Consider the following 7453-nt stretch of genomic DNA (forward strand, 5'->3'; position numbering starts at 1 on the left):
TTGTAGTATACTCGTATAAGTTTTAATTTTGGGAGGAATTATGACTGATACACTTAGTGCTCCAGCGTGGACACCTACTGTATTTACCAAGCCAATCAACGTGAATGGCTACAGATCTGTCGTGGAAATATTTGAGGAGGCAAATGGCCGCTTCGCAGATAATGTAGCCTTCACCAACTTTGGTCAGTCACTTACATTTAAAGAAGTTGATGAGAAGTCACGCGCAGTCGCTGCCTATTTGCAGAATGAGCTGGGCCTGAAAAAAGGCGACCGAGTCGCTATTATGCTGCCGAATATTCTGGCGTTTCCGGTTATCATGTTCGGCATATTGCGCGCCGGACTGGTGCAGGTGAACGTCAACCCTCTCTACACACCACGCGAGTTGAAGCATCAGCTGAATGATGCGGATACGGACACCATCTTCATTTTCTCCGGTTCCAGCCCAACTCTGGCAGAAGTGGTTGCTGATACGCCGATCAAGAATGTGATGATCGCGAATGTGGGAGATGCCACTGGGGTGGATATGCCCTCGCCGCCTGCGCATGAGATGTTTGCGGATCGTTTGACGGTCAAAGACGTTCTTGCAAAGGGTGAGCAGCTGGAATTTACGCCACCGCAAATCAATCCAAGCGATCTGATTTACCTGCAGTATACAGGCGGTACGACTGGCCTTTCCAAGGGTGCAGCGCTGAGCCATGGCAATCTGGTGGCTAACATTGCACAGTTTGATGCAGCGACAGATGGCTTTATGCGGGCGGGCGAAGAGATCGTGATCACGGCGCTGCCGCTCTATCACATCTTCGCGTTGATGGTGAACTGCCTGTCGTTCTACTGGCTTGGCTCACAGAACGTTCTGATCACCAATCCGCGTGACATGCCGGGCTTTGTGGGTGAGCTGAAGAACTGGAAGTTCAGCGTAATTACCGGTGTGAACACGCTCTTCAATGGCCTTTTGCATACACCGGGCTTTGATGAGCTGGACTTCAGCAACTACAAGTTCGCCATGGGTGGTGGCTCTGCCATTCAACGGGCGATTTCAGATAAGTGGAAACAGGTGACCGGTCATCACATCATTGAAGGCTATGGCCTGAGTGAGACGTCGCCGATCCTTTCCGTGAACCCGTTTGACAGCACCGAGTTTACCGAGACTGTCGGCCAGTCCATGCCGATGACGGAGATTAAGCTGCTGGATGCGGAGGACAATGAAGTTCCACTTGGTCAGCCGGGTGAGCTATGTGCGCGTGGTCCGCAAATCATGCAGGGATACTGGCGCAAGCCAGATGCAACGGCTGCTGTGATGACCCCGGATGGTTTCTTCCGCACCGGTGATATTGCGATCATGGACAAGCGCAACAACTTCAAGATCGTGGACCGGAAGAAGGACATGGTGCTTGTGTCCGGCTTCAACGTGTATCCGGCTGAGGTTGAGGCCGTGATTGCCGAGATCGCAGGCGTGGTTGAAGTGGCCGTTGCGGGGACATCTGATGAGCGGACCGGTGAGGCTGTGAAGGCCTTTGTGGTGCGCAGCAGTGAGGATGTGACACCGGAAGCGGTTCAGGAATACTGCCATAAAGCGATGGCGGCCTATAAAGTGCCGAAACACGTGGAGTTTCTGGAAGAGCTGCCAAAATCCACCGTGGGTAAGATCCTACGCCGCGAGCTGCGGGACAAGTAAGTTTCCTGTCAGACGACATAAAAAGAGCCGCAGTTTGATCGCTGCGGCTTTTTTCGTTTCATCTGGTGTGATGTGCGTTATGCGCCTTCCACGATGATGATGTTGGCAATGCCAGCGTTTTCGCGATGTTTTTTGGCCGCTTGATACTCTTCACTGTTGTAGCAAGCCATCGCGGTTTCCATATCGGCAAACTCGATGACCACGTTGCGGGGATGGTTGGTGCCTTCCAGATCCTCAAACTTGCCGCCGCGCGCCAGAACGTTGGCGTTGTACTTTTTAAAAGCGGCAGATGCTCCGTCTGCATAGAGCTTGTATGGCTCCGGATCTGTGACTGTGACGTGAGCGACCCAATAGGCTTTTGGCATTTTCTCTTCCTTTAAAACAGGAGGAAGCGGCGCTTGATACGCCGCCCCCTCTTCTCGTTATTTAGCTTAGTTCGCTGTTACTTGTTCAGGATTTTTGCCAGAGCAAGATAAGCGATGCCAGCCACGAACAGGCCGACGAACCAAGCGTATGTGTAGATGGTTGCGAACAGTGGAGATGCCGGACCAGTGAGGCCGACGCCTGCCAGGAAGCCTGGAAGGTTTGGCAGGATACCGATGATCAGTGCCAGCACGCCTGCCCAGTTCCAGCCGTTGGAACCAGCATAGATGCCATTGTGCTTGAACAGATCTTCCACGTTGAGCTTGGTTTTGCGCAGCAGGTAGTAGTCTGCCAGCATCACGCCTGCAATTGGACCCAGCAGCGCTGAGTATGCAATCAGCCAGCCGATGATATGGTTCACGAGGATCCACGGGAACATCACCAGGCCGATCGCTGCGGTGATGTAACCACCCATTCGCAGGTTGATGGCTTTTGGTGCCAGGTTGGAGAACCCATGCGCCGGAGCCACAACGTTTGCTGCCAGGTTGGTTGTCAGCGTTGCAACAATGAGTGCGAACAGCGCGATGATAATGCTCATGCCGCCCATTTTCTCAGCCAATGCGATTGGATCCCAGATGGCTTCCCCGAAGATCACCACGGTTGCGGACGTCACAGCAGAGGCGATGAACGCAAACAGTGCCATTGGGATTGGAAGGCCGATCGCCTGTCCCATGAACTGGTCTTTCTGGCTCTTTGCATAACGCGTAAAGTCAGGAATGTTCAGAGCAAGTGTTGCCCAGAAGCCAACCATACCTGTCAGGCTTGGCCAGAAGACGGACCAGAACTGCCCTTCCTTCGGCTGACCTTCAGCGAACTGACTTGGAGTGGACAGCATCGCGCCGAAACCACCAGCGTTGACGTAGGCCCATGCCAACAGAGCCAGACCCATTGCTAGCAGGAATGGGGCTGCATAGGTTTCCAGCCAGCGGATGGATTCTGTACCGTTTTTGATGAAGTACAGATGCAGTGCCCAGAACGCCATGAAGCAGGCAAACTGGCCTGCGTTGATGCCGAGGATTGGCAGCGGGTCGCCTGCAAGGCCCCCACCCATGAGCGTGTTCAGGATCACATAGATCGCGGAACCGCCGACCCATGTCTGAATACCGAACCAGCCACAAGCTACGATACCGCGGGCAACAGCTGGAAACTTCGCGCCAGCTGGACCGAAGGACGAGCGCAGCAGAACCGGGAACGGAATACCGTACTTGGTGCCTGCATGGCCGATCAGAACCATTGGAATGAGAACGATTGCATTGGCGAGCAGGATTGTCATGACCGCCTGATCCCAGCTCATGCCTGCGCCAATCAGATAGGACGCGAGCAAGTAGGTTGGAATACAGACCACCATACCGACCCAGAGCGCGGCAATAGAAACCCAGTTCCATGTGCGTGCAACAGGTGCGGTTGGCAACTGATCTTCGTTGTAAAGATCAGCATCAATTCCGACAAGTTCCTGATGGATAATACCAAACTCATCCGGTACTACATTCCCGGTTGAGCCTAGAGTTGAATCCGACATTGAGTTTTACCCCCTCAGCTTAAAAGCAGCAGATCCCCTCTAAAAATACCGCTGCGATTAATGACCAGCCCGCGTACCCCACGTGGGCCTGATGGCATATCGCGGCGCTTTGCAGCTCCGCGACACACTCTAATTTTTGCTTCCCGGCGCATCTGGTTCCGAAAGCCAGTGCCCTCTTTTCGGAGATGCGCCGTTCGCTTTGTGGTCAGGCTTATACGCCTGCTGGCATCAATTCTGGCCGACGCTCAACTTTGCGCGGCGCTGTGATTTCTTTCCACTTTGACAGAGCTGCGCCGACCGGAGCATTTGGCTCGCGACCAACGAACTCACCGTGACCTGGTTCAGTCTTGACCGTGCTTTCCTCAATCGCGACTTTGCCGCGGGTGAGTGTGAAGCGTGGCAGACCGACCACTTCCCTGCCTTCAAACACGTTGTATTCAACGCAGGACTGCTGGTTGGCTGCAGTGATTGTTTTTGAGCGGTTTGGATCCCAGACAACGATGTCTGCGTCCGCCCCTTCCAAAATTGCACCCTTTTTAGGATACATATTCAGGATCTTGGCGATATTGGTGGAAGTGACAGCTACGAACTCGTTCATGGTCAAGCGTCCTGTGCGCACGCCAGTTGACCAGAGCATTGGCATGCGGTCTTCCAAACCGCCGGTGCCGTTCGGGATTTTCGTGAAGTCGCCGACGCCGAACCGCTTCTGCTCCATTGTGAAGGCACAGTGGTCTGTTGCCACCACCTGCAATGAACCAGACTGCAAACCAGCCCAGAGGCTGTCCTGATGCTGTTTGTTGCGGAATGGAGGAGACATGACGCGCTGTGCGGCATGATCCCAGCTTGGGTTGGAATACTCACTGTCATCCAGTGTCAGGTGCTGGATGAGCGGCTCACCATAGACACGCATGCCTTTCTGACGGGCGCGACGAATGGCTTCATGGGCCTGCTCACAGCTGGTGTGCACGATGTAGAGCGGTACGCCTGCCATATCCGCAATCATGATGGCGCGGTTGGCTGCTTCACCTTCCACTTCTGGTGGGCGAGAATAGGAATGCGCTTCAGGACCGTTGTTGCCTTCTGCGAGCAGTTTTTGCTGCATGGTGGCGACTACATCACCGTTTTCTGCATGCACAAGCGGCATTGCACCCAAAGCAGCGCAGCGCTGGAAGGATGCGAACATTTCGTCGTCATCCACCATCAGTGCACCTTTATAGGCCATGAAGTGTTTGAAGGTGTTGATGCCGCGATCGACCACTTCCTGCATTTCATTGAAGACCTGCTCGCCCCACCAGGTCACTGCCATGTGGTAGGAATAGTCAGAGCATGCAGCGCCGGATTTTTGCTGCCAGATGGCGAGTGCTTCCATCATGGACTGGCCGGGAGAGGCAGACAGAAGTCCACCACCATGGTGGTGCCGCCCGCAAGACCTGCTCTTGTGCCGATCTCGAAGTTGTCTGCGGAATGCGTTCCCATGAACGGCATTTCCAGATGCACGTGCGGGTCAATGCCACCCGGCATGACGTAACAGCCGGAGGCATCCAGCGTTTCATCACCAGAGAGGTTCTCGCCGATTTCGATGATCTTGCCACCATCCACGAGGACATCGGACTTGTAGGTTCTATCGGCAGTTACAATCGTGCCGCCTTTAATCACTGTAGACATTTTGGTCTCTCAACTCTTTCAGATCTAAGGGTTATTCGGCTGGCTCAGTGGTATCCTGCTCGATCTCGGCATACTCAAGCACTGCATGGAACAGCACGTCGGCACCTGCAGTTGCCCACTCTCTTGAGATCTCTTCGTCTTCGTTGTGGCTCAGACCATCCACGCATGGGCACATGATCATGGCCGTTGGTGCAACACGGTTGATCCAGCAGGCATCGTGGCCAGCGCCGGAGATGATGTTGCTGAAGCGGCGCACGAAAAACGCGAAAGCGTTTCACGATAAATGCGAACAACTCTATGGGTCCCAGATACTTGTTGGTTAACATCGGCTCTTGCAGCAGAATCGTCAAACTTTTTTTTTTTTTTTTAATGACATAGGAGTCAGCTGTCCAGCTATTGTCTAAGTCACAAAGCGATCTCCGGTAAACTTACTGGGAGATGCCACCGTAAAATATTTCAGAATTCCAATCCAGGCCAATCACTATAGAGTTGATCAGCTATTCCTTGACTATTCGTCATTCCCTGGGTCATTCCTTGAGTTTCATCTTACTGCTGAGTTTCCTGAGCCAATATGAGGTAGTGTCCAGCAGGGGTATAGGATGTATAGAGATTTAGAGTTTCTGATAAAATCGTAGTCCAGGGGAAAAGTTCCAGACCATCAGATTCGATTCCGCCGGCATTAAAATAGGTCCCATTGGTACCTATCAAATAGTTATTACCTGCGGAAGTATTGTTATCCAGGAAAATGATCCGGTTTTCAAAATGATTTTGAAAATAGGTGGCAGTTGCCGAGAAATTATCGGGCGGTATAGCGAAGCCCTAGCTCTGTGGTCTCTGAAGGTTTCCGGTTCGAATATCGTCGAGATCTGATATCGGGCCGCTTATATGTGTCTCCAACATCGCCTTAAAGTTTTCAGCGTAGCCTGCGAACAGCTCTGCATCCCTTCCAGGGATGTTTCCCAAATCAAACCGGCGGAGAGCAGGATATCTGAATCAGTTAGCTCCCAAACACTTGCATCGGAAGACTCCTGAAACAGATCTTCCCTTTCAAACATCGACAAAGAACTGCTTGGCGCCCATGTTAAAGTGAGAGTGTCGATGGTCAGGGAGTTCTGGTAATATGCACTTTGTGCTGGTTGAGGGATAACTGCGGTCGTATTGCACCCAGTAGGGTGTTGAATTGGAAACTGGCACCCTGAGTTGCATCAGTGATTTTTGTGCCAATCGCGTGTTTGTCACGGGTGGAGTCTTCATATCCAGAGGCCGCCTCGAGCCCTCATTGTCCAACCCGGCGATGGTGGTAGCGTATGTAAAAGTCTGAATAAACCAGTTGCATGCCTCTTCTCATAATGAGTGTGCCGATAAGACATCGAGGGGTATGGCGCCCTCTGCATAGCAATCTGGATTGTAGGCCGGTCCTGAATCGCCATAGATATTGGTGACGACGCTGACACGTTTCATCATAAGTAAGGGCATTGGCCATTGGCGTCAACAACGATGCCCAACTGGACGGATTCGCCGTAGGCAGTTGAGCCGCCGACGTCTGCACCGCCTGTTTGTTGCTATCTGTAATATCTTACTGAAGCGGCGCACCAAACCAGGAAAGCGTTTCACGATAAATGCGAAAACACAGACGACTACAAACGCAGTAATGATTAATATCGGTTTGCATATGAACGAAGTACAGGACATTTCAATTCCTCGGCCAGTGCTTGGCTAAAGGAAGTGACATAGGCTTTAGTGGCATAGTAAACCGCCTGTAAAGGGCCGGGAATAAAGAAGCGGTGGATGAAATATTGAGGATACGACCGCTATTGCGGCCAACCATACCTTTGATATACAGGTGGGTGAGATTGGTGGGGGAAACCATATTCACCTGCATCATACTCTGCTCAGCTTCCAGGTTTCGCTGGTGGAAGAGACCGTGACCACCAAAGCCCGCGTTGTTGATCAGGATATCCACCTCCACGCCCTCGCTTTGTGTTCGCGCAAAAATTCTCTGCGCGGACAATGGATCAGAAAGATCTTCAGCAATGACCATGGCCTGGATACCAAACTCCCTCTCCAGCTGCTGTTTCAGCGCTACGAGCTTCCCTTCAGATCGCGCGACCAAAACTCAAGTTACCGCCTTTAGCCGCGTGTATTCTGGCCAGTTCAAAACCAGACCCCCC

General features: G+C 52.5%; 5 protein-coding genes and 2 pseudogenes. 1 reads left to right on the forward strand and 6 read right to left on the reverse strand.

Annotated elements, in window-relative coordinates; all coding sequences use genetic code 11:
* The first annotated feature begins 40 nt into the window (after positions 1-40).
* Entirely contained in the window at positions 41-1675 is a 1635-nt protein-coding gene (locus ACJJIF_RS22350; RefSeq protein ID WP_444932453.1) for an AMP-binding protein, read from the forward strand.
* A 77-nt stretch (positions 1676-1752) separates the two neighbouring features.
* Here ACJJIF_RS22350 and ACJJIF_RS22355 read toward each other — a convergent pair whose 3' ends face one another.
* From ACJJIF_RS22355 to ACJJIF_RS22380, 6 genes and pseudogenes are all read right to left on the reverse strand, one after another.
* Positions 1753-2040 carry a DUF1330 domain-containing protein gene (locus ACJJIF_RS22355; protein WP_008546710.1) on the reverse strand — a complete coding sequence of 96 codons (288 nt, stop codon included), beginning with the start codon at positions 2038-2040 and terminating at the stop codon, positions 1753-1755.
* 77 nt (positions 2041-2117) lie between these two features.
* A complete protein-coding gene (locus ACJJIF_RS22360; protein ID WP_444932454.1) occupies positions 2118-3617 on the reverse strand; it encodes an NCS1 family nucleobase:cation symporter-1 in 1500 nt (499 codons plus the stop codon).
* 211 nt (positions 3618-3828) lie between these two features.
* Positions 3829-5282, reverse strand: a pseudogene (gene hydA / locus ACJJIF_RS22365) (dihydropyrimidinase).
* A gap of 31 nt (positions 5283-5313) precedes the next feature.
* Positions 5314-5523, reverse strand: a pseudogene (locus ACJJIF_RS22370) (M20/M25/M40 family metallo-hydrolase); the annotation flags it as partial.
* 305 nt (positions 5524-5828) lie between these two features.
* Positions 5829-6092 (reverse strand): TonB-dependent receptor domain-containing protein, encoded by a 264-nt coding sequence (locus ACJJIF_RS22375; RefSeq protein WP_444932465.1) that lies wholly within the window; start codon positions 6090-6092, stop codon positions 5829-5831.
* Positions 6093-6975: 883 nt separating this feature from the next.
* Entirely contained in the window at positions 6976-7395 is a 420-nt protein-coding gene (locus ACJJIF_RS22380; RefSeq protein WP_444932455.1) for an SDR family NAD(P)-dependent oxidoreductase, read from the reverse strand.
* Between the last annotated feature and the right edge of the window lie 58 nt (positions 7396-7453).

This window comes from Microbulbifer regidiadema (SeqCode) (genome assembly GCF_052467605.1).